General features: G+C 72.4%; 15 protein-coding genes. 8 read left to right on the forward strand and 7 right to left on the reverse strand.

The genetic code is table 11. The annotated features are described in order from the left end of the window. Positions 1-127: 127 nt before the first annotated feature. Complete coding sequence (locus WMF43_RS14830) at positions 128-1,048, reverse strand: Ku protein (protein ID WP_437680847.1); 921 nt, start codon at positions 1,046-1,048, stop codon at positions 128-130. 253 nt (positions 1,049-1,301) lie between these two features. Here WMF43_RS14830 and WMF43_RS14835 point away from each other — a divergent pair, with 253 nt between their 5' ends. Next, positions 1,302-1,901, forward strand: coding sequence for a cysteine hydrolase family protein (locus tag WMF43_RS14835; protein WP_437680849.1), 600 nt, complete (start codon positions 1,302-1,304; stop codon positions 1,899-1,901). Positions 1,902-2,002: 101 nt separating this feature from the next. Here the strand turns inward: WMF43_RS14835 and WMF43_RS14840 are convergent, their stop codons facing one another. From WMF43_RS14840 to WMF43_RS14850, 3 genes are all read right to left on the reverse strand, one after another. After that, positions 2,003-2,548, reverse strand: a complete 546-nt coding sequence (locus tag WMF43_RS14840; protein WP_437680851.1) for a DUF3341 domain-containing protein — start codon at positions 2,546-2,548, stop codon at positions 2,003-2,005. A 22-nt stretch (positions 2,549-2,570) separates the two neighbouring features. Further along, positions 2,571-3,161 (reverse strand): BON domain-containing protein, encoded by a 591-nt coding sequence (locus WMF43_RS14845; RefSeq protein ID WP_437680853.1) that lies wholly within the window; start codon positions 3,159-3,161, stop codon positions 2,571-2,573. 151 nt (positions 3,162-3,312) lie between these two features. Further along, positions 3,313-8,703, reverse strand: coding sequence for a sigma 54-interacting transcriptional regulator (locus WMF43_RS14850; RefSeq protein WP_437680854.1), 5,391 nt, complete (start codon positions 8,701-8,703; stop codon positions 3,313-3,315). 170 nt (positions 8,704-8,873) lie between these two features. On the opposite strand from WMF43_RS14850, the gene WMF43_RS14855 reads away from it, so the two are divergent. The 6 genes from WMF43_RS14855 (at position 8,874) to WMF43_RS14880 (ending at position 18,812) form a co-directional block, all read left to right on the forward strand. Further along, positions 8,874-9,542: a hypothetical protein gene (locus WMF43_RS14855; RefSeq protein ID WP_437680856.1), complete on the forward strand. Its 669-nt coding sequence runs from the start codon at positions 8,874-8,876 to the stop codon at positions 9,540-9,542. A gap of 128 nt (positions 9,543-9,670) precedes the next feature. Further along, positions 9,671-10,789 carry a Kazal-type serine protease inhibitor family protein gene (locus WMF43_RS14860; RefSeq protein ID WP_437680857.1) on the forward strand — a complete coding sequence of 373 codons (1,119 nt, stop codon included), beginning with the start codon at positions 9,671-9,673 and terminating at the stop codon, positions 10,787-10,789. Between the two features lie 149 nt (positions 10,790-10,938). Continuing rightward, positions 10,939-12,192: an MFS transporter gene (locus WMF43_RS14865; RefSeq protein WP_437680859.1), complete on the forward strand. Its 1,254-nt coding sequence runs from the start codon at positions 10,939-10,941 to the stop codon at positions 12,190-12,192. A gap of 220 nt (positions 12,193-12,412) precedes the next feature. Further along, positions 12,413-13,630 carry a hypothetical protein gene (locus tag WMF43_RS14870; protein ID WP_437680861.1) on the forward strand — a complete coding sequence of 406 codons (1,218 nt, stop codon included), beginning with the start codon at positions 12,413-12,415 and terminating at the stop codon, positions 13,628-13,630. Further along, positions 13,627-16,374 carry a hypothetical protein gene (locus tag WMF43_RS14875; protein WP_437680863.1) on the forward strand — a complete coding sequence of 916 codons (2,748 nt, stop codon included), beginning with the start codon at positions 13,627-13,629 and terminating at the stop codon, positions 16,372-16,374. The genes WMF43_RS14870 and WMF43_RS14875 overlap by 4 nt, the downstream gene beginning before the upstream one ends. A 419-nt stretch (positions 16,375-16,793) precedes the next feature. Beyond that, positions 16,794-18,812: a hypothetical protein gene (locus tag WMF43_RS14880; RefSeq protein ID WP_437680864.1), complete on the forward strand. Its 2,019-nt coding sequence runs from the start codon at positions 16,794-16,796 to the stop codon at positions 18,810-18,812. 32 nt (positions 18,813-18,844) lie between these two features. Here WMF43_RS14880 and WMF43_RS14885 read toward each other — a convergent pair whose 3' ends face one another. The 3 genes from WMF43_RS14885 to WMF43_RS14895 form a co-directional block, all read right to left on the reverse strand. Then, a complete protein-coding gene (locus tag WMF43_RS14885) occupies positions 18,845-19,549 on the reverse strand; it encodes a TetR/AcrR family transcriptional regulator C-terminal domain-containing protein (protein WP_437680866.1) in 705 nt (234 codons plus the stop codon). A gap of 127 nt (positions 19,550-19,676) precedes the next feature. Then, a complete protein-coding gene (locus WMF43_RS14890) occupies positions 19,677-20,024 on the reverse strand; it encodes an antibiotic biosynthesis monooxygenase family protein (RefSeq protein ID WP_437680868.1) in 348 nt (115 codons plus the stop codon). Between the two features lie 85 nt (positions 20,025-20,109). Continuing rightward, positions 20,110-20,589 carry a hypothetical protein gene (locus WMF43_RS14895; protein WP_437680870.1) on the reverse strand — a complete coding sequence of 160 codons (480 nt, stop codon included), beginning with the start codon at positions 20,587-20,589 and terminating at the stop codon, positions 20,110-20,112. A 562-nt stretch (positions 20,590-21,151) separates the two neighbouring features. Between WMF43_RS14895 and WMF43_RS14900 the strand changes: the two genes are divergently transcribed. Beyond that, positions 21,152-22,609, forward strand: coding sequence for a choice-of-anchor Q domain-containing protein (locus WMF43_RS14900; RefSeq protein ID WP_437680871.1), 1,458 nt, complete (start codon positions 21,152-21,154; stop codon positions 22,607-22,609). Positions 22,610-22,673 lie beyond the last annotated feature (64 nt).

Below are 22,673 nucleotides of genomic sequence, written 5' to 3' on the forward strand. Positions count from 1 at the left end.
GCCTTCATCCTAGCCTGACCTCCCCGGATCCGCGCCGGCAAACGCTCCCGTACGCGCAGGGAGCAGGGGAGACGCCGCGGCGCGCGAGGTCCCCCTGCTCCCTTCGATTCCGCCAGAGGACCGCGCGTTACGCGGCGCGCCGCGGGCCGCCGGCCTTGCGCTTCGCGCCGTCGGCCTTGCGCACCTTCGGCTCGGCCTCGTGGGCCTCCTTCTCGTCGTTCGCGGCCTTGCCGCCCTTCTGGCCGAGGCTCTTCTTGAGCAGCGCGATGAGGTCCACCGTGCCGGTCTGACGGCCCCTGTCCTCGTCCTCCTCGGCGGGCTCGGCGGACGTCGTGGTCTCTCCGGATTTCACCTTCTTCTCGATGAGCTTCATCACGTCATCGCGGTACTCGTCCTTGTATTTCTCCGGCTTCCACTCGGTCGCCATCTCGGCCACGAGGCGCTCCGCCATCTCGAGCTCCCGCTTGCCGAGCCCCTTGCCCTCCGCCTCCAGCTCGGGGAGGTCGAGCTCCTCGTCGGTGCGGAGCTCGTGCGCGAACCGGAGCAGGTTCATCACGAGCGCGCGGCCGCGCGGCATCACCGCCGCGATGTGCTCGCGCGTCCGGATGACGACCTTCGCGATCCCGACCTTGCCCGTCTTCCGCAGCGCCTCGCGCAGGAGCACGTACGCCGTCACCGGGGACTTCTTCTTGTTCTGCGACGCCGGGGCGAGGTAATACGGCTTGTCGTAGAACATCGGCTCGATCTCGGACGCGTCCACGAAGTCGAGGATGTCCACGGTCTGCGTCGCCTCCACGTTCGCGCGGCGGAGGTCCTCGTCGGAGACCACGACGTACTCGTCCTTGTCGTAGGCGTAGCCGCGGACGATGTCATCCCAGCTCACCGGTTTGCCCGTCTCCCGGTTCACGCGCTCGTAGCGGATCGGGGTCATGTCCCGCTTGTCGAGCTGCTTGAAGGAGATCTCGTTGGGCTCCTCGGCTGGGTAGAGTGCGACCGGGATCTGCACGAGCCCGAAGCTGATACTCCCTTTCCAGATGCTGCGAGGCATGCGCTCTCCTTCCCAAAGAGGTCCGTTTCAGGTCTTCGGCAGGGAGCGATGCAAGCCCGCGGCCGACGGCCCGATCCCGCCGATCGGGCGCCTCCGGAGCCCATCCGTCCGCGCCGGCGGTCTCTCCGCGCGACCGCGCTGCGATCGCGCCGCGATCACGCTTACCGATGTGATGGTCGCATTTCGCCACAGCCGCTGGGCGCGTGACGAATGCTGCCCCGATCGCCCGCAGCGCGTTGTATAAGCGGGCGATATGCCGCGGCGGAACCACGATCTCCACGGCGCTGCGCCGGACAACAGCCGGACTGCGCTGCTCCTCATCGACGTGATCAACGATCTGGAGTTTCCGGAAGGTGAGCAGCTGCTCGCCCACGCCCTCCCGATGGCGCACCGCATCCGCGCGCTGAAGCAGCGGTGCGTCGACGCCGGCATCCCCGCGGTCTACGTCAACGACAACTTCGGCCGCTGGCAATCCAACTTCCACCGGCAGATCGAGCACTGCCTGGAGGACGGGGTGCGCGGGCGGGAGATCGCGGCGCTCCTCCGGCCAGGAGAGCAGGACTACTTCGTGCTCAAGCCCAAGCACTCGGGCTTTTACGGCACGACGCTGGAGATCCTGCTCGAGTCCCTCGGCGTGCAGCGGCTCATCCTCACCGGGATGGCGGGGAACATCTGCGTGCTGTTCACGGCGAACGACGCCTACATGCGCGATTACCGGCTGATCATCCCGTCGGACTGCGTGGCGTCCGAGGGCGAGGAGGACAACGGCTACGCGCTCCGCCAGATGCAGCGCTTCCTCAAGGCCGACATCCGGCCGTCCACCGAGATCGACCTAAAGCAACTGCCCGCCTGACACGTCCGGTGGGGGGGCCGGGCGCGGGGCGGGCAGCTGCTCTCGTCGAAGGCCGCCGCTCGGACGTCGCCGTCCGAGCGGCGCCGCTCGGGCGCCCGCGGTCAGGCGAACGCCCGGTTCTCCTTGGAGACGCCCTCCTCGGTGAGGACGGCGATGTCGGTGGCGCCGCCGCGCTCGAGGATCTGCTTCGCGGCCGAGCGCTCCTGGGCGTTGTCCACGTGGACCGAGATCAGGATGTTGCCACCCTTGATCTTGCCCTCGTACTGCTTCGCCTCGACCTCGGGGATGCCGAGGCCGATCAGGGCGCCGGTGACGCCGCCGAGCGCGGCGCCGGCGGCGGCGCCGCTCAGCGCGGCCATGATCGGACCGGCCGCGATGAAGGGCCCGAGCCCGGGGATGGCGAGCGCGCCGATGCCGGCGAGCAGGCCGATGGTCCCGCCGAGCGCGCCGCCCGCGCTGGCGCCGGCGGTCGCGCCCTCGGGCGCCTTCGTGTTCTTCTCATGCGCGAAGTCCCGCGTCCCGTGTTTGTCGGGGAACAGCGCCGAGATGTCGCTGGTCATGAAGCCGGCGCGCTGAAGCTCACCGACGATGATGTCTGCCTGAGCGAGCGTGCTCACGAGGCCCAGGACCGCTTTCTTTTGTGCCATGGTATCTTCCCTTTCAACCTGATCAGTGAACGTCGACTTCGAGCTGGTTGTCCACCTGCTTCACGCCCGCGATCCCTTGTGCGATCGCGGCGATATCGGCCTTCTCCTTGTCGTTCTTGACCGGGCCGCGCAGCGTGACCACCTGCCCATTCGTGATGATCTTGACGTTCTTCGCGTTCATCGAGAACCCGTCGTTGGCGACCACCGCCTGACGGATCTTCTGCGTGATCGTGCGATCGGTCTCGTTCTCGCCCTGGTCGCCGGGGGTCAACGCCGCCGGATCGCGATCGCGATCGTTCTTGTCCGTGTTGTCGGCGGCCGTGGGCGTGGGGTTGTTCGCCCGCGCGGCGACCTCGTCAGGTACCGTCGCGGTGTTCTTGTCGCCCGAGCGAGGTGTGCCTTCCGCTCTGTCGCAGCCGACCGCGGCAGCGAGCGAGAGAGACATCATGAGGAAGAGTTTCGTCGTGTTCATGCCCGGACACCGTCGCAACTCCCGGGCCATGAGGTGAAGAGAGCGCCTGTTGGGGATGGGCTGTGGCCGGGGCGGATCGGCGGCCAGCGCAGCGCCGCTGGATGTGTCGAGTTTCACGCCGCGACGGACGAGGCTGTCCAAGGCTTCGTCCACGACGCAGAGCGACAACCGGGCTCAGCGACGGGATATCATGGCGGAGCGCCCCACATGAGGCGAACTGCCCCGTGCCGGCGTCGCGCAAAATCTGGAGAAAACGAGTCTGCGGTGGGGGGATGGGCAGTCCGAGAGGACATCACCGCGGACGTTCGATGCCGAGCTGGCGGAGCTTGCGGTAGAAGGTCGCGCGCGACATGCCGGCCTCGCGCGCGGCCTGCACCGCGTTCCAGCCGGTGCGGTCGAGGGCGCCGAGGATCGCGGCCCGCTCGTCGCGGAGGGGGTTCGGCGCGCCGCGGCCGTGGGCGCCGCGGCCGGGCGCGCGCGGCAGGTCGACGTCGTCGGGGCCGATCTTGCGGCCGTCGCAGAGCACGACGGCCTTGGTGATCACGTTCTCCAGCTCGCGCACGTTGCCCGGCCAGCTGTGCTGGCCGAGGCGCCGCAGGGCCTCGCGGGAGAGCTGGGGGGTCGGCCGGCCGAGCTGCTCGGCCGCGCGGCGCACGAAGTGGAGCGCGAGCTCCGGGAGGTCCTCCAGCCGGTCGCGCAGCGGCGGGAGGCGGATCTGGACGACGGCGACGCGGTAGTAGAGGTCCTCGCGGAAGCGGCCGCGCGCGGTCTCGGCGAGCAGGTCGCGGTTCGTGGCGCACACGAGGCGGAAGTCGACGCGCACCGCCTCGGCGCTGCCGACCGGGCGGACCTCGCGCTCCTGGAGCACCCGGAGCAGCTTCGCCTGCACCTCGAGCGGCATCTCGCCGAGCTCGTCGAGGAAGAGCGTGCCGCCGCGGGCCGCGACCACGAGGCCGGTCCGGTCCCGGTCCGCGCCCGTGAACGCGCCGCGGACGTGGCCGAAGAGCTCGGACTCGAGGAGCGCGGCCGGGAGCGCGGCGCAGTTGATCCCCATGAAGGGGCCGCCCTTGCGCGGGCCGGCGAAGTGGATGGCGCGCGCGACGAGCTCCTTGCCGGTGCCGCTCTCGCCCGTGACGAGCACGCTGACCGGCGTGTCGACCACGCGGTCGAGCGTCGCGAACACGGCGCGCAGCGCGGCGCCGCGCCCGACGATGGCGCCGTAGTCGTAGCGGTGCTCGAGCGCCTGCTGGCGGACCAGCACCTCCTCCTGGAGGCGGCCGATCTCGGCGGCCTGGCCGCGGAGGAGCTCCTCGACCCGGCGGCGCTCGGCCTCGAGCTCGTCGGTGCGGCGGCGCAGGTCCTCGACGAGGCGCGCGTTGCGCAGGGCGAGCGCGAGCTGGTCGGCGAAGGCGAGCAGCAGGTCGACGTCGTCCGGGGCGAAGCGCGCGCGTCGGAAGCGGTTGTCGAGGTAGAGGGCGCCGAGGACGCCGTCCGGCGAGCGGATCGGGACGGCGATGACGGACCGGAGCCGCATGGCGTGCACGGAGGCGTGCTCGCGGAAGCGCTCGTCTTCCTGGGCGTCCACCGTGACGACGGGCTCCTGGGCCGCGATCGCGCGCTCGGCGATGCCGTAGCTGAACTTGAGGTGGCTCCGGCCGACCTTCTCGCGGTCGACGTTGCGCGCGACGGCGACGCGGAGCTCGCCGCCCGGCTGCTCGAGCAGCAGGAACCCGCGTTCGGCGGCGGTGAGATCGATCGCGGCGTCCATCGCCATGGCGAGGATGTCGGCGATCTCGACCGAGGAGTTGAGCTTGCGGAACATGGCGAGGAGCCGCTCGAGCTTGGCCGCGCGCTCTTCAGCGTGGTGCGCGTGAGACGCGGGGATGCCGGAGGCGGGGATGCCGGAGGCGGGGATGCTGGCGGGGATGCCGGAGGCGGGGATGCTGGCCGGGCCCGCGGGGGGGCCGCCGGGGGGGCCGGCGAGCGCGGCCGCGGGGGAAGGCTGGGCGGCGCGGCGGCGGGGGTGCATCCAGAACGCGTGCTGCAGCGGCTCCGGCAGCGAGCGCGCCATGGCGGTCCAGGCGACGGCCGCGCGGTCGCGCTGCGCGGCCGCGGCCGCGGGCTCGCCGGCGGCCTCCTCGACGGCGGCGAGCGCGAGGCGGACGTCGGCGACGAGGTCCGGCTGCGCCGCGCGCTCGGCGAGGTCGAGGGCGCGCCCGAGGCGCTCCCGCGCGGCGGAGATCCTGCTGACGTCCGCGCGGTCGTCGGGGTGCGCGCGGCCGTCGTCCGCAGGGTCGTCGCCGCGCTCGCCGTCGAGCAGCACGAGCCGGCCCTCGAGCAGGGCAGTGCGCGCGCCGAGATCGGGCGCCTCGAGCGCGGCGCCCTGCGCGCGCGCCCGGGCGAGCGCGGCGCGCGCGTCGTCCAGCGCGCCGCGCGCGAGGTGCGCCCTGCAGAGCTCGAGCTCCTCCTCGACGACCTCGCGCTGGGCGCCCTGCGCCTCGAAGCCGCGCCGGGAGCGCTCGAAGCAGCGCGCGGCCTCCTCGGCGTCGCCGGCCGCGAGCGCGCAGTCGCCGAGGACGGAGGCGGCGGCCGCCGCGAAGAAGGGGGCGCCGCGCCGCGCGGCCTCGGCCTCGACGCGCGCGGCGACGCGGGCGGCGCGCTCGAAGGCGCCGACGTCGGCCCAGAGCTTGGCGAGGTCGAAGTCGAGCACGAGGACCAGGTCGGCCTGGCCGAGGGCCGAGGCGAGCCGGGCGCCGCGCTCGTAGGCGGCGAGGGCCTCGCCGAGCTCGCCGGACTGGTGGCACGCCGTGCCCACGTTGAGGCTGCAGCGGGCGACGAGGTCGCCGAGGCCGTGCTCCTCCGCCGTGGCCAGGGCCTGGCGGTAGCCGGTGAGCGCCGCCTCGACCTCGCCGGCGCGGAAGGCGTCGATGGCCTGGTACGAGAGCGCGCGCACGAGGCTGCGGGGGGCGCGCCGGTCGCGGTGCAGCCCGGCGGCGAGCCCGAGGTGCAGGCCGGCGAGGCGGCGCTCGCCGAGGTAACTCGCCGCGACGCCGACGTCCTCGTGGAGGCTGGCGAGCACCTCCGGGTCGTCGCACGAGGCGAGCGCCGGCTCGGCGCGGGCGCGCGCCTCGGCGTGTGACCCGAGGCGGAGGAGCGCCCGGCTGGCGAGGTCGGCCAGGGCCGCGCGTTCGCGCGGGGCCGAGGTGGCGGCGGCGGCCTCCTCGACGTGCGCGAGGGCGGCGGTGGGGTCGCCGAGCTCGAGGAGGCACGCGCCGAGGCGGGCGAGCGCCTGGGCCCGGCGTGCGCCGAGGCGGCCGGCCGGGTCGGCGCGGTCCTCGGCGAGCAGGCGCTCGAGGACCTCGCGGGCCCGCGCGGCGCGGCCGCCGCGCTGGAGGGTCGAGGCGATCTCGAGCCGGGTCTCGGGCGCCGCGACGGCCTCGAGGAGGGCCTCGGCCGCCGCGGCCCACGCGCGCGGGTCGGCGTCGCGGTCGGCGCGGCGCTCGAGGAAGAGGCGCTCGGCGGCAGGGCCATCGCCGGAGAGGGCGAGGTGGAGGATCGCGCGGGGGGCGAGAAATGCGGTGGGGGTGGAACCTTTGGCGGCGGCGGCCGCAACCTGGGTGGGGGTAGGCGCAACCCGGGTTGGGTCGGCGGCCGCAACCTGGGTGGGGGCAGGCGCAACCCGGGTTGGGTCGGCGGCCGCAACCTGGGTGGGGGCAGGCGCAACCCGGGTTGGGTCGGCGGCCGCAACCTGGGTGGGGGCAGGCGCAACCCGGGTTGGGTCGGCGGCCGCAACCTGGGTGGGGGCAGGCGCAACCCGGGTTGGGTCGGCGGCCGCAACCTGGGTCGGGCCCGCATCCGCAACCTGGGTTGGGTCGGCGGCCGCAACCTGGGTCGGGCCCGCATCCGCAACCTGGGTCGGGCCCGCCGCCGCAACCTGGGTCGGGCCCGCGGCAGGCCCACCCCCGCCAAGCCGCGCCGTCAGGGCCGCCGCGGCGCGCGCGTGCGCCGCGCGGACCACGTCGCCGCCGAGGGCCTCCAGCAGCGCGGCGATCGGCCCCGCGCGCGTCAACACCCAGCCGCCCGCGGCCCGGGTGGCGACGCCGCGGGCGGCGAGCTCCGCGAGCTGCGCCGCCGGCAGGCCCAGCGACGGGAGCTCCTCGTCCGCCGCCGCGCCGCCCTGCACCGCCAGCGCCGCGACCGCGTCGCGCAGCGGCCCCCGCAGGCCGCGCAGCCGCAGCGCGTACCGCGCGCTCGCCCCGGGCGTCGTCGCGTCGAGCTGCCCCACGTCGCCGCTCTCCGCGAGCCGCCCCGCCGTCACCACGAGGTCCGCCGGCCACCCGGCGCTCGCGCGCAGCACCGCCTCGGTCGCCTCGCCCATGCCGATGTCGGCCATCCAGCGCTGCACCGCCTCCCGCCCGAGCGGCGGCAGCGGCACCTCGCGCACGCTCCGCCCCGCCTCCGCGGCCACCGCGGCGAGCGGCGCCCGGCTCCCCGCCTGCGCCACGCGCTCGGCCGCGATGAGCAGCACCGGATCCTCCGGCCCGAGAAGGCGCACCAGCGCCTCGAGCATCTCCCGCTCCGTCCCGCTCACCTCGTCGGCGTCGTCGAGCGCGAGCACCACCGGCTGCGCCCCCGCGGCCACGAGGCGCTCGTGCGCGCGCAGGGCGCCCAGCGCGCCGGCGGGGAGCGCCTCCTCGCCGGTCGCGCGGCCGAGCATCGAGGCGACGGGCGACGCGGCCCGCGCGAACCCCTCGACCGTGGCGACCCTGAGCTCCGCGCTCCACTTCGCCTCCCGCAGCAGGCGGCTCTTCCCGCAGCCCGGCTCCCCGGCGATCACCACCAGCCGCGGCCCGCTCTTCCCCTGCTCGAGCGCCGCGAGCGCCTCGGCGATCGCGCGCACCTCGGCCTCGCGGCCCACCAGGTGGGGCGGCTCCGGCGGCGGCGGGGCCACCGCGCGCGGCGACGCGCCCACCCAGTCGAGCACCTCGCCCGCGTCGGCCGGCCGGTCGCGCGGCTCCGGCTGGAGCAGGCGCTCGACGAGCGCGCCCACCACGTCCGGCAGCGGCTCCGAGAGGAGCGGCGCGATCGCGCGCAGCGTGCGGCCGAGCGAGAAGAGGTCCGCGCGGCCGTCGGCCGGCTCGCCGCGGACCACCTCGGGCGCGAGGTAGCCCTGGGTCCCTGAGACGGCGCCCCCGGGCCTGCGCCCGATCCGCGCCGCGCAGGAGAGGTCGATCAGCACCGCGCGCCCGGCGGCGTCGACGAGGATGTTCGCCGGCTTCACGTCGCCGTGCCGGATGCGCGCCCGGTGCAGGAAGCGCAGGGCGTCGAGCACGTCCACGATCGCGCCCCGCGCCTCCTCGAAGCGCCGCCCCTTCACGTGCTCGTCGAGCGGCGCACCGAGGATCGCCTCGGACGTGAAGTAGAACCGCGGCTCGCCGGTCTCCCGGAGCATCCCGAAGTCGTGCACGCGGACGAGGTGGGGGTGGAACAGCCCCGCCAGCATCCTGAACTCCCCCCGGAACGCCGCCCGCTCCGCCGTGCACGCGTGGCCGAGCAGCTTGAGACAGATCTCGCGCCCGAGCGCCTCGTCGCGCGCGAGCCACGCGGTGGCCAGCCCTCCCCGCCCGAGGGGGCGGAGCAGGCGGTAACGGCGGGCGAGCAGGTTCCCTTCGGCCGGAGTCACGGGCACAGTGTCTCATGGATGTGCCACCTGAGACAGTGAGACAGCTTATGAGACACTACCTTCGATCATTTCGAGCAGATTGCCTGGGTTTTTCGTTCGGCACTGGGTTTGCTCTATCGCCAGGCATGACGGCGCGGAGGACAGAGAGGCGGGGGGGCCGGCGGGGCGCGATGGCCGCGCTGCTGGCGGTGCTCCTCGGCGGGTGCGTCGTGAGCCCGCAGCCGAGCCCTCCGGTCATCGTCCTGGACGGGGACCTCATCGCGTCGTCGCCCGACCCGATGATCCTCCGCACCACGACCACGGTGGTGGGCGGGGCGGGCGCGGTCGATCCGCCGGAGGGCGTCATCGTCGCGACGAACCTCGATACCACGGCTCCGCCGGTCGTCGCGGAGGTGAACGCGGACGGCAGCTTCCAGGTCGAGGTGGAGGCCACCACGACTCAGGTCGTGCGCCTCCAGGCGAAGCAGGAGGGCTACCGGTCGCAGCCGGTGGACGTGCTGCTCGCGGAGGATCCCGCGAGTGGGACCACGCCGCCCGAGCTGACCTGCCTCGGCCTCGAGCCCGGCGCGTGGGTCTCGCTCGACCTCGGCGCGGCCGCCGACGTGGTCGTCCGCAACACGTGCGCCGAGGAGGTCGCCTTCGACGCGCCGCGCCTGCGCCGCGGGAGCTCGCCGTTCACGGTCAGCGTGACGGCGCCCTTCGTGGTGCCGGCGGGCGGGTCCACGGTCATCACCGTCCGCGCGGACGGTGACGGGGAGGAGCGCGAGGACGTGCTCTTGCTCGGGTTCACGGCGCCCGTGATCGGGCGCCGCGCGCTGACGCTCACGATCCCCGACTGAGCAGCCGGGGAGACCGCTGGTGTACGCGCCGCTCCGGCGGCGTTTTGAGCCCTTCTTCCAAAGGGAAAGGGCTCGTTCATGCGAACGCCTCGCCGCAGCAGGCGAGGTCACAAGGTGGAGGAATGGTCATGAATTTTCGTAATCGTCTTATGAACAGCCACTTCGGTTCCGTGATCCTGCTTGCCTTCTCGGTGTTCCCGTTCGCGGCGGGCTGTCATGTGGATGTCGTCGATGGGAGCGACACCGAGGTCGACTCGTCGTCGGAGGAGGCGAGCAGCGGCCGCGCGTGCGGCGGTCTGCTCGGGCTGACCTGTCGGGACGGCTTCTTCTGCGACTACGAGCTCGAGGCGATGTGCGGCGCGTTCGATCAGACCGGCGTCTGTACGCGCATCCCGCGCGCGTGCACCGAGGAGTACAACCCGGTCTGCGGCTGTGACGGCAAGACGTACGGCAACGAGTGTGCGGCGAACCAGGCGGGCGTGTCGGTGTCGTCGCGCGGCGAGTGCGCGCCTCCGCCGGAGCGGGCGTGCGGCGGCCTGCTCGGCCTCTCGTGCGAGCGCGGGGAGTTCTGCGACTACGAGCTCGACGCCACCTGCGGCGCGGCCGACCAGACGGGCGTGTGCCGGACGATCCCGGAGGTCTGCACCGAGGAGTACAACCCGGTCTGCGGCTGTGACGGCAAGACGTACGGCAACGAGTGCGCGGCGAACCAGGCGGGCGTCTCGGTGTCGTCGCTCGGCGAGTGCGCGCCTCCTCCCGGGGAGATCTGCGGCACGCGCGGCGCCCCCGAGTGCGCGCCCGGGTCCTTCTGCGACTTCGAGCCCGAAGCCGCGTGCGGCTCGTTCGACCTGCCGGGGACGTGCGCGCCGATCCCGGAGTTCTGCACGAGGGAGTACAACCCGGTCTGCGGCTGCGACGGCAGGACGTACTCCAACCCGTGCGTCGCGAACGCGTCGGGCGTGTCGGTGGCGTCGTTCGGCGAGTGCGGGTCCGAGCCCGATCCGAAGCAGGCGTGCGGCGGCATCGCCGGCCTCGCGTGCGACCGCGGGGAGTTCTGCAACTACAGCCTCGAGGCGCTGTGCGGCGCGGCGGACCAGATGGGCACCTGCGAGACGATCCCGGAGGCCTGCACGTTCGAGTACAACCCGGTCTGCGGCTGCGACGACCGGACGTACGGCAACACGTGCGCCGCGAACGCGGCGGGTGTGTCGGTCGCGTACCGCGGCGAGTGCCGCTCGGCCCTCTGAGCGCGCAGCGGGGCAGCCGAGCGCGCGGAGCGGTCGCCGAGCGCGCGGAGCGTAGCTGAAGCAGGAGGCCGGACGGGCCTGTGGCCCGGCGGCCCCGGCGGTTGAACCCGGAGGGCACGCGGCGTATACCGCGCTGCCCTCCGTTTCCCATGCAGACGCCCACCTCGCCCCCGCCAGCGTCGCTCCGCCTCGGGCTGGTGTGGCTGATGGCGGCGGCCGCGGGCGCCACCGTGGCCAACCTTTATTACAACCAGCCCTTGCTCGGCGACATCGGCCGGACCCTGGGCGGGCCGGCGGCCGCGGGCGGGCCGGGCGATCCGGGCGGCCTGGGCGGGTTGCTCGGTCTCGTGCCCACGATGACGCAGGTGGGGTACGCGGCGGGGATGCTGCTGATCGTGCCGCTCGGCGACAGCCACGAGCGCCGGCGCCTCATCGTGGTGATGGCGGTGCTGACGAGCGTCGCGCTCGCGGCCGCGGCGCTCGCGCCCGGCTTGCCGTGGCTCGTGGCGGCGAGCTTCGCGGTGGGCATCACGAGCGTGGTGCCGCAGCTGATCTTGCCGTTCGCGGCGCAGCTCGCGCCGGACGCGCAGCGCGGGCGGGTGGTGGGGATGGTGATGAGCGGCCTGCTCATCGGCATCCTGCTGTCGCGCACGGTGGCCGGGCTGGTCGGCAGCCACCTCGGCTGGCGGGCGGTGTTCTGGATGGCGGCGGCGCTGATGCTGGCCCTGGGACCGGTGCTGCGCTTCGTGCTGCCGGCGCAGCCGCCCGTCTCGGCGATGCCGTATCCGGAGCTCCTGCGCTCGCTGGGGCGCCTCGCCCGCGACGAGCCTGTGCTGCGGCTGCACTCTGTGCTTGGCGCGCTCACGTTCGGCGCGTTCAGCGCCTTCTGGGCGACGCTCGCGCTCTATCTCCAGAGCTTGCCCGCGCACCACGGCCCGCAGACCGCCGGCCTGTTCGGCCTGGTGGGCGTGGCCGGCGCCGCCGCGGCGCCGCTCGTGGGCCGGTACGCGGACCTGCGCGGGGACCGGCGGATCAACGCGCTGGCGATCGCGGTGCTGCTCGGGTCGTTCGGGGTGCTGTGGGCGCTCGGAGCGTGGCTGTGGGGCATCGCGCTCGGCGTGGTGCTGCTGGATCTGGGGGCGCAGGCCAACCAGATCTCGAACCAGGCGCGGGTGTACTCGCTGCGGCCGGAGGCGCGCAGCCGGATGAACACGATCTACATGACCACGTACTTCGTGGGCGGAGCGGCCGGGGCGTGGCTCGGGACCGCGGCGTGGGCGAGGTGGGGGTGGAGCGGCGTGTGCGCGGCGGGCGGGGGGATGTCGCTGGCGGCGCTCGTGGTGCTGTGGGCCGGGGCTGCGCGCGCGGGGCGGGGGGAAGGAGCGGCGCACGGGGGAGGGTGAGGCGGGGGGGGCGGGCGGAAGGCCGGGGGCTCGGCCGGGAGGTGACGGCGGCTGAGGGCGGGGAGTGTGGTACCCTGCGCCGCGTCTGATGAGCACCATGGAAACCAAGGCCGTCCGGGATCTTGCCGTTTCGAAGCGGGCGTTCTCCGTCCCTGCGAGCACGCTCGACGATGCGGTCCGCCTCTGCGACCCGTTCAGCCCCCTCGATCCACGCGAGGACGTGCGCCTGCACGAGGACCTGAGCCAGATCCGGGGCGGCGATCGCCTCGCCAAAATCGCGCGGAACATTCGGCGCGCGGGGGGGACGCCCACGCTGCACCTGCTGAGCGGTCATATCGGCGGCGGCAAGACCACCGAGCTACTCCTGATGAAGAAGCGCCTCGAGTCTGCGGAGGGCGGGGTGACTCCGGTCACAACGCTCTTCCTCGACGCGGATGCGGTCCTCGACCGGACCGACGTGGATCTCGAGGACATCCTTGTTGCTCTCTGGGGCCTCGTTTACCAGAAGGCGCCGGCCGCCGCCGCGAAGACCCTCGGTGTGGTGTGGAAGAAGCAGATCTCTGACACCATCAGCGCGGTGATCAAGAACCTTCCGGATACAGCGCCAGAAGCGGTGAGCAAGTTGCTCGGCGACGTCCGCCTCGCGGGACTGGAGCAGAAGCAGAAGGTGCGGGCTGCCCTGGGCTCGGTGACCACCGCGCTGATCGAGGGGCTGAATCTTGCGTTCGAGGCAATTCGGAGCACGCCACCGAACGATCCTGCCGGCCCCCTCGTGGTGCTGATCGACAACCTGGAGAAGCTGAGCGAGGGCCAGCGCGCCAACGTCGAGCGCCTGTACCTGGACCGTATGGTGGCGTTGAAGCGGCTCGAGGCGCACCTCGTGATCACGGTGCCGCTCTACCTTTGCTATGCGGCAGCGGGGGCCAGCCTCATCGGCTTGTACGGGGGCAAGGTCGTCGTCCTGCCGATGATCGAGGTGCGAAAGCGCGCTGCAGAGGGCGACGGCGACAACGCCGCCGGGCTTGCTGCGCTGGCCCACCTTCTCCAGAGGCGAGTGCAGTTCGACCTCCTCTTCGAGGAAGGGCCCGTCGCCGCAGAGCGGATCGCGCGGTACAGCGGCGGGTGCATCCGCCACGCGCTGCGCCTCGTGCTCGACGCCGTGAATGAGCACGACCAGCCTAAGGTGACCACCGCCTCGATCGAGCGTGCGGCCGGCGGCATCCAGGCCGACTTCGAGCGGGCGCTCCCGGAGGCCTATGTACCGATCCTCAAGCAGGTGGCGCGGGACAACCGCTTCCCTGATAGCTGCGACGATCAGGTGAAGCGGGAGCTGCTCCGGCATCTCTACGTGCTCGAATACCAGAACGGCGCGCCTGATCCCTGGTGGGCTGTCCATCCGCTCGTGGAGCGGTGCCGCAAGTACCGCGAGCTTACGTGATCCAGGAGGGCCACGGACCGCTCGCGCTGCTCACTGCCGAGTCGGAGCACAACCTCGATGTGCTCCGGCGTGGGCTGCGCCGGTCAACGACATTCTCGCTGTACGTTGTCCTCGCCGCAGATGCGGCGCGGGCCGAGGTGTTGCGGCGCCTTCGTGCGTGGAGGGGCGCGGAGGGTGTTCCGGAGTTGCACTTCTTCGCGGATGGGGTGGCAGGGGCGGCGGAGATCGAGCGGTTCCTCGCCGTCTCGGAGCGGAGCCGGCCGCTCGCTGGCGCGGTGATCCCGGACGGCGCTGTGCTGCTGGACGCGAACGGCGGCGCCGCGCTCGCGTCGCTCAACATGGCGCGCGATGTCCTGGGAAAGCTCATCAGGGGGCCGCTCGTGGTGGTGATCGCGGCGGCGCGGGCGGCAGACCTCTCGCGGATGGCCCCGGATCTGTTCGACGTGCGTGCAGCAACGCTGGAGATCGCGTCGGTGCTGATCAGTCCTCCTCCGCTGGCGGCTCCAGAGCCTGGCGAGACTGAGGAGATGCTCCGCCGTTCGCGCGCGGAGCTTCAGGCCGAGGCCGCGCGATTGCGTGCTCTTGCTGACGACGATATTCCTGACGGCGCGCTCGCCGACGCTTGGATACGGCTTGGTGGTGCATTCTTTGACCATGCAGAGCTGGGCGAAGCCAGGGCAGCCGCAAAAGAGGCACGCCGGCTCGCGGAGCGCGCCGGCTACACCAGCGGCGTTGGCGATGCGCTAGTGCTTGAGGCGCGCGTTCTGGAGGAGACGGGACCAGCCACGCCGTGGGAGGAAGCTCTACGATCGGCTCTCGCGCTGCATCGTGAGGCAGGGGATCTCGGGAGGGTCTCGAGCGATCTGTTCTGGCTTGGCAAGGCTGTGGCGCGTCTGGGTCGCCCGCAGGAGGCCGAGCAACTCTTCCACGAGGCGATTCATCTGGATGAGCAGCTGGGCGATGTGCGGTCCCGTGCTGTGACGTTTGGCCAGGTGGCCGACATCCTTCAGGCCCGCGGCGAGCTGGACGAAGCGCTGAGGATTCGTCAGCAGGAACAGCTGCCCGTGTACGAGCGGCTGGGTGATGTGCGGTCCCGTGCCGTGACGCTGGGCAAGGTGGCCGACATCCTTCAGGCCCGCGGCGAGCTGGACGAAGCGCTGAGGATTCATCAGCAGGAAGAGCTGCCTGTGTATGAGCGGCTGGGCGACGTGCGGTCCCGTGCCGTGACGCTGGGCCAGGTGGCCGACATCCTTCAGGCCCGCGGCGAGTTTGACGAAGCGCTGAGGATTCGTCAGCAGGAAGAGCTGCCCGTGTATGAGCGGCTGGGCGATGTGCGGGCCCGTGCCGTGACGCTGGGCCAGGTGGCCGACATCCTTCAGGCCCGCGGCGAGCTGGATGAAGCGCTGAGGATTCGTCAGCAGGAACAGCTGCCCGTGTATGAGCGGCTGGGCGATGTGCGTTCCCGTGCCGTGACGCTGGGCAAGGTGGCCGACATCCTTCAGGCCCGGGGCGAGCTGGACGAAGCGCTGAGGATTCGTCAGCAGGAACAGCTGCCCGTGTACGAGCGGCTGGGCGACGTGCAGTCCCGCGCCTTGGCGCTGGGCAAGGTGGCCGACATCCTTGAGGCCCGAGGCGAGCTGGACGAAGCGCTGAGGATTCGTCAGCAGGAACAGCTGCCCGTGTACGAGCGGCTGGGCGATGTGCGTTCCCGTGCCGTGACGCTGGGCCAGGTGGCCGACATCCTTCAGACCCGCGGCGAGCTGGACGAGGCGCTGAGGATTCGTCAGCAGGAAGAGCTGCCCGTGTACGAGCGGCTGGGCGATGTGCGGTCCCGTGCCGTGACGCTGGGCAAGGTGGCCGATATCCTTGAGGCCCGGGGCGAGCTGGACGAGGCGCTGAGGATTCGTCAGCAGGAAGAGCTGCCCGTGTACGAGCGGCTGGGCGATGTGCGGGCCCGTGCCGTGACGCTGGGCAAGGTGGCCGACATCCTTCAGACCCGTGGCGAGCTGGACGAAGCGCTGAGGATTCGTCAGCGGGATGAGCTGCCCGTGTATGAGCGGCTGGGCGATGTGTGGTCTCGTGCCGTGACGCTGGGCAAGGTGGCCGACATCCTTCAGACCCGCGGCGAGCTGGACGAGGCGCTGAGGATTCGTCAGCAGGAAGAGCTGCCCGTGTATGAGCGGCTGGGCGATGTGTGGTCCCGTGCCGTGACGCTAGGCAAGGTGGCCGACATCCTTCAGGCCCGCGGCGAGCTCGACGAAGCGCTGAGGATTCGTTGGCAGGAAGAGCTGCCCGTGTATGAGCGGCTGGGCGATGTGCGGTCCCGTGCCGTGACGCTGGGCAAGGTGGCCGACATCCTTCAGGCCCGCGGCGAACTGGACGAGGCGCTGAGGATTCGTCAGCAGGAAGAGCTGCCCGTGTACGAGCGGCTGGGCGATGTGCGGTCCCGTGCCGTGACGCTGGGCAAGGTGGCCGACATCCTTCAGGCCCGCGGCGAGCTGGACGAAGCGCTGAGGATTCGTCAGCGGGAAGAGCTGCCCGTGTATGAGCGGCTGGGCGATGCTCGCAACCGACTCGTGTGCCAGGCCAATATGGCCCTAAGCCATCTCGTACGTGCTGCCCCTGGCGATCGCGAGGCCGCTGCCGAGCTTCTCCGTACCGCCCTCCGCAACGCCGAGCGCCTTCAGATCTCGGAGGCTGAGACGATCCGCCGAATCCAGCAGAAAGCTGGCCTGGAATCTTGACTCTACACTCCCGTTGTTGCTGTCCGTGACCAGATGCCTGGCTGCGCTGGCGCCGCTCGTGGCGCTTGCTCGAACACGTGCAACACCCGCTGTCGATGCACTCGTTGTTTGCCCCCTCCCCACCGATCCTGCGCGCGGCGCTGTCCTCCTGGTAGGCACCCACGACGACCGTCTCGCCGGAGACCGACGCCGCGAACCCGAAGAGGTCGTCGGCGTCGCCGTTGAACAGCTTGAGGTTCCTCGTCCCATCAAGCATCGGCGGTCGGCGATCGCCTTTCAACGGCCAGGCTCATGAGGTCGAATCCGGCGTTATTGGGCCCCTCAGGGGCCTACCCCGTCCACCTCGTCGCCACGGCAAACACTATGGAGGCGTCGCTCCACGGCGTGATCCGGTCGGCGGGGCCTGATAAAGGTGAAGCATGCGCCTCTCCCTTGATGTGGCTCATCGGCTCTGGCCCATGGCGCTCGCGCTGCTCACGGCCTCGTGTGTCGCTGCGTCCGAGCCGGCCCCGGCGGCGCGCGCGCCGGCCTCTGTTGTCGCTATCGCGCCTATCCCGCTACAGGCGCCAGCGCCCGCCGCCGCGCCCCCCGTCGACCCCTCGGCCCCGCTGGAGCTGCCGGCCGCCGCGATCCCGCCGGCCGCCTGGATCGAAGCGCCCCTCGAGAACCACCAGCGCGCGCTGGTCGATCGGAGCCTGTTCGGCGAGCACCGGGAGATCGCCCTCGGCACGCGCGTCGCGGTCCTCGCCGCGGAGGGAGCCGGCGCCGGCGCCGCGGGCGAGGCCGGCATCGGCGCCTTCGCGGTCCACGAGGAGCTCGGCGTCGTCGGCCCATTGAAGCTGCCGGCGCGCTTCGCGTGGGTCGGTATCGCCGGCCCGCAGGACGATGCCCTCTACGTCGCCACGCCGGAGGGCGCGCTTCACCGCGCCGCCGGCGTCCACGGCGCGCTGAGGCCGGATGGCTTCGAGCCGCGCGGCAGCGTCCCCGGGGCGACGGCCTGGGACGCCGCCGGCGGTCTCGTCGCGGCGGCGGCGGGGGAGCGCGTGAGCGTCTCCGCGGATGAAGGGCGCAGCTTCACCTCGACCGTCGTCGCGCCCGGCAAGACGGTGCGCGCCGTGCTCGTGCGGCCCGACGGCGCGCTCGCGGCCGCGGTCGAGGGGCCGGCGCGCGGTGGGCGCCCGGCGGCGCTGGAGACGTTCCTCTCGTCGGATCGCGGCCAGACCTGGAAGCGATCCCCGTTCCAGCCGCGCACGATCGAGCGCGCGGGCTCCTGGATCTGGAACGGCGACGCGGCCTGCCCCGCCGTGCTGAGCCGCAACGGCCGGGACTGGACCCGAGCCGCGGCCGCCAATGCGCTGTACCGCGCGCCGCCCCTCGGCGACGCGCTGTACCTCTCCACGTCGATCCGGGCCACCGCGGCCGGCTCGTTCCGCTCGGCCATCGTCCCGCCGGCGCCCGAGCCGCCTGCGCGTGGCGCCGCGGCCGTGGGACGGGAGCCGCCGTGCAAGGACGACGACACGTCCGGCGGCGTCCTGGGCGGCATCATGGGCGGATACGGCCCCTCCTGCGAGGGCGCGCTCTGCCTGCTCGCGGGCGCCCCGCCGCGGCCGCCGCCGACGCGCACGTGGATCGCGACGTTCGGCGACGGCCTCTGCACTCCGGCGAGCGCGCGGCCGACCGGCAGCGCCTGCGCCGCGCACCTCACGCGGCCGCCCACGTTCGCGGTCGTCGACCACGTCGCGAGCACGGTGACGCCCGTAGCGGCGCCGGCGGGGTGCCCGCAGCCCGTCGCGCTCTACAACGCGGCCGGCATCGGCGTGCTGCTCTGCCGCGGCGCCAGCGGGAGCGCGGCGATCTTCACGCGCGGCGCGCAGGGCCCGTGGCACGCCGAAGGGAGCCAGGTGATGCCGGCGGAGGGGCTCGAGCCGATCGCGGCGTCCGACGGCACGCTGGTCCTGCTCGGGCGGACGCTGGCCGCGAGCGCCCAGCAACACGCGCCGCTGCTGGCGCTCGTGCGCAGCCCGCTGCCGCTCGGCACGGCGCAGGCGTGGCGGCGCGTCGTGGTGCCGGCAGGCGTCGCGGTGCTGCCGGCTCCCGGCGGCGCGGCGCTCCTCGCGAGCTCGCCGGCGGCCTCGGCGGGCTGGCGCCTCGATCTCGCGCTCGATCGCCCAGGCCACCCGGCGCTCGCCCTGGCGCGCGGCGTGGAGGTCGACCAGCACCTGATGCGGATGGAGGTGCGGGACCGGCGCGTTCGGTTCCGCGTGCTCCCGAAGCCCGCACCGGAGGTCCCGGGCCGGCCCAGGCCCGCGCCGCCCGAGCCGCGCGACGCGCGCTGGCATGTGCTGACCCACGGCGGCAAGCTCGTCCCGGAGGCCCCCGCCGCGGCGACGACGCCAGCCGAGGAGCGCCGGTACGGGTTCGGCTCGGCGGGGCGCTAGCCCATCGCCGCCGAAGGGCGATTTCCCCGGCGTCAGCCGCTCCGGCGAGACGCGCGGCGCTTGTCGTCGGCCTGCGTCGGCCTCGTGCGCGCCTTTGCCGGCGGCGTCGCTTCAGGCTCCGCTTCCAGCCCCTTGAGGAGGAGCTGAAGCCCGTACCGGAACCGCGCGTCGAGATCGGCGCTCACGAGGTGCGGAAGCGTCGCCCCGAGGTGCGGGTAGGCCCCTCGCTCCAGCGCCTCGCGGAAGCGCTCTGGATCGCCCTTGCCAGGGCCCTTGCCCGGGCGCCCGGCCAGCGCCTGCTCCTCCAGGGTGAAGCCGATCACGTAATAGACGATCGTCCAGCACCCCCACGCGGCGGCGCGCGCCGAGAGCCCGCCATCCCTCAAGGCGCCGACCAGCGTGTCCGAGAACCGCAACGTGTTGTCCTGCGCGACGTAGGTGCCCGCGAAGACCCGCGCCCCGTCACGGTGCGCGAGGAGCGCCCGGCGGAGCCGCTCGGCGAGCTCGGCCGCGCGTTCCACCCACGAGAGCCCCTCCGGCGCGCCGTCCGCACAACCCGCCAGCATGGCCTCGGCCATCGCGTCGAGCAGCTCCTCCTTGTTCTGGACGTGCCAGTAGAGCGTCGCTGCCTGGACGTCCAGCTCCTGGCCGAGCCGGCGCATCGTCAGCGCATCGAGACCGACATCGTCCAAGAGACGCAGCGCCGTCGCGACGATCTGCTCGCGTCGTAGTCGCATCGCCGATTCTTCCCTTCTTCGCGCCCGGAAGGCGAGTCACGACGTTGACTCTAACACGGTTCAATTGACTCTACCGGCGCTGCGGGGAGGGGAGGCCCGCGCCGTCGGGGGCGAGGCGTCTCGTTCGTCAGCCCCCGGCCACGGGCCGACCGAGGCTCGCGCTCTCCTGGACCTCGCGGAGCTCGTAGTGCTGCGAACGGGCGTCATAACGCGCGAGGACCTCGCGCGCCTTCGCCGGCACGTACGCGGTCTCGTGGTCCTCGCCGGCGAACGCCTTCACGGCCTCGATCGAGTCGAACCACATGATCGTGACGAACTCGACCTCAGCGCCCAGCGGGCGCCGGAGCAGCTCGATGCGGCGGAAGCCCTGCACCCGCTTCGCCAGGATCGCCGGGAAGATCTCCGTCTTCAACAGGGCCTCGTAGGTGTCTGCGTCCTCGGGTGTCGTCCAGCCGTGCCAGATACGTCGGATCATGGGACCTCCTGCGACCGCGCGAGCAGGGCGCCGGATCCACGCGCCGCGCTGCGAGGCGTACGAAACCCGAGGACGTTCGCTGATGTCAAGCGCGCGGCCGAGCCCTCGCGAACATCGCGACGATCCTCGCCCCGTCCCCCGACATCGTGATGTACGCCGCCTCGGCGCCGAGCACGTCCCCCTGCTGCGCGAGCCCGTGCACGGCGCTCGCCGCGTTCCGGAGCTGCAGGCCCACGGCGCCGCCGCCGATCCGCACCGGCATCCCGCGCTTCAGCTCGATCACGTAGGAACGCCGCCGCGCCGGCCAGGGACTCGACATGTCGACGGCGAGGAAATCGCCGCAGTAGGCGCGCTGGTTGGAGCGGAAGAGCCAGAGCTCGGTCCGGCGGTCCATGAGCTCGCGCGCGAATCCATCCTCGTCAGCCTTGAACGCGAACGCATGAAAGGCGAAGGCGGCGTCAGCCTGGCACGGCCGGACGGCCTTCTGCACGAGCTCGCAGAAGAGGTCCCGCCGCGCGACGGCGCGGCGGGTGAGCTTGATGGAGAGCGGAAGACGGGGCGCCATGAGGCACGGCTCCGGGGCCACGCGCGGCTCGTCCGAGCGTCGCCCGAGCAATGAAGGTCGAGCACACGCCGCTCCGCCGGCGCCAGGAGAGCGCGGGACGGAGGGCGACGGAGCGCCCGGACGCGAGCAACGCGGGCGGCGAGGAGGACCCGCCCGGCGCAGGGGACCGCGTTGCTACCGGAAGACCTTCATGGCGCCACCTCGGCAGGCCAAGGGTTACACGAGCGCCCGGACCTCGCCAGGGAGATCGAAAGGTGCGCGCCGCTCGCCCGGACCTCGCCGCGCGCCCGCCGCTCGTCCGGACCTCGCCAACGGAGATCGAAAGGCGCGCGCACGCTCGCGGGCCGAGCTGCCGTCCGTACGCTGCGCAGCTGTACGATCGTTGCGCAAGGCCTCGCGATGGACCCGAAGCCTCGAGGGGCTTTTGCGGCCTTCGCCCCGGCGCCCTCGCGCGACAGGCGGCGTGGCCGCGAGCTTGCAATGTCCTCGCGTCGAAGCACCCAGCGCTCGCGCCGGGGCCGCGACTTCAACGTGACAATCCACCCATCGAGGACAACGAACCATGAACCGATCGCGCAGAGACCGAACGCCGCATACGACGCCTCGCCTCGCCACGCCGAGCCTCCTGCTGCTCGCCGTCGGGCTGTTCCCCGCGTGCGCCGCGCAGCCCGGTCCGGACGACTCCGGCGTGGACGCGCTGGAGGCCGAGCTCACCGCGGCGCCCGGGCCGTGCGGTGAGCGCTCGAGCGGCAAGATCATCACCGTCGCCCCCTCGGGCGGCGACCACAGGACGATCCAGGCCGGCCTCAACGCGGCGGCCGCGGGCGACACCGTGCTCGTGAAGGCGGGCACCTACAACGAGAACGTGTCGTTCAAGAGGGGCGGCTCGGCCGCCGCCGGCTGCCTCACCCTGAAGGGCGAGGCAGGCGCCATCCTCGACGGGACCGGCAAGAACGGCGCCGGGATCGACATCTCCAGCAAGAGCTACGTCAGGGTCGCCGGCATGACGGTGCAAAATTTCAAGGGCGCTGATACGCCGATCGGCATCAGCGTGAGCGGGAGCTCGAGCGTCCTCGAGATCCGCGACAACGTCGTGCACCACATCGAGAGCTCCGACGACGCCCACGGCATCGCCCTCTACGGCACGTCCGCGACGCCGATGACGGACATCCTCGTCGACGGCAACGAGATCCGAGACTGCAAGCTCGGATCGAGCGAGTCGCTGGTCCTCAACGGCAACATCACGAACTTCGTGGTCTCGCGCAACACGGTTCACGACAACGACAACATCGGCATCGACTTCATCGGCTTCGAGGGCGTCGGCCCCTCGGGCTCGGATCAGGCGAGGAACGGCGTGTGCGTGGACAACGTCGTCTACAACATCACCTCGGCCCGGAACCCCGCGTACGACGGCGAGCGGTCCGCCGACGGCATCTACGTCGACGGCGGCAGGGACATCGTCATCGAGCGGAACAGGGTCGACACGAGCGACATCGGGATCGAGATCGCCAGCGAGCACCGGGGCAGGACGACCAGCAACATCACCGTGCGGAACAACTTCGTGTCGCGGAGCTACCAGGGCAACATCATGATCGGCGGCTACGCGACCAACGTGGGCAACGCGGCCAACATCTCGGTGCTCAACAACACGCTCTACCAGGCCACCGGCGGCGAGATCATCATCCAGAACAACTCGGACGGGGTGTCCATCCAGAACAACATCCTCTATGGCAAGACGGGGAACGACTATGTGAGCAGCGGCAGCAACAACAGGAACGTGCGCGTCGACAACAATATCTTCTTCGGCGCGAGCCGCAGCTCGGCAGGCGCGTTCGCCGACCCGCGCGGGAGGTTCGTCGATCCGCTGCTCGTCGGGCCCCCGTCCGACCTCCACCTGGCGAGCGGCTCGCCGGCCGTCGACGCGGGCGTCGATCTGGGCAACCAGAGCGGGACGTCCGATATCGACGGCGCCGCGCGGACGAGCGGGGCGAGCATCGACATCGGCGCCGACGAGCGCTGAGCGGCGCCCCTCGGGCTGCTCGGCGCGGGGAGCTCGGTCGGGAGGAGGCGTCCGGGCGTCCCAC

The sequence above is a fragment of the Sorangium sp. So ce131 genome, assembly GCF_051519095.1.
Classification (GTDB): Bacteria; Myxococcota_A; Polyangia; order Polyangiales; family Polyangiaceae; genus Sorangium.